Consider the following 235-nt stretch of genomic DNA (forward strand, 5'->3'; position numbering starts at 1 on the left):
TGCGAAAAAGGAATTAACTTATCAAGTCGCACAAGTGAATCATCATCTAGCTCTGTATAAAAGCATTTCCAAAGAATTAAATGCCGCATTGGCACAAGTCGATACGTCATACTCTGCCGCAGCGGATGTCATAGCTTTGATCAGTCAAGCGAATGAACAGTTCAGTACACTAGTGCAGCAAAGTCCTCAGGTGAATGAATACCAATCATATCTAGGCAGCAAAGCTTCATATAAC

Annotated in this window: 1 protein-coding gene; it reads left to right on the forward strand. The window is 40.9% G+C overall.

Annotation, left to right across the window (positions count from 1 at the left end; translation table 11 throughout):
* Window positions 1–235 (forward strand): hypothetical protein (locus tag KVT11_RS20675; RefSeq protein ID WP_217609225.1); only part of this gene is annotated, 235 nt, incomplete at both ends.

The organism is Bacillus sp. GbtcB10 (assembly GCF_019091365.1).
GTDB lineage: Bacteria > Bacillota > Bacilli > Bacillales > Bacillaceae > Bacillus > Bacillus altitudinis.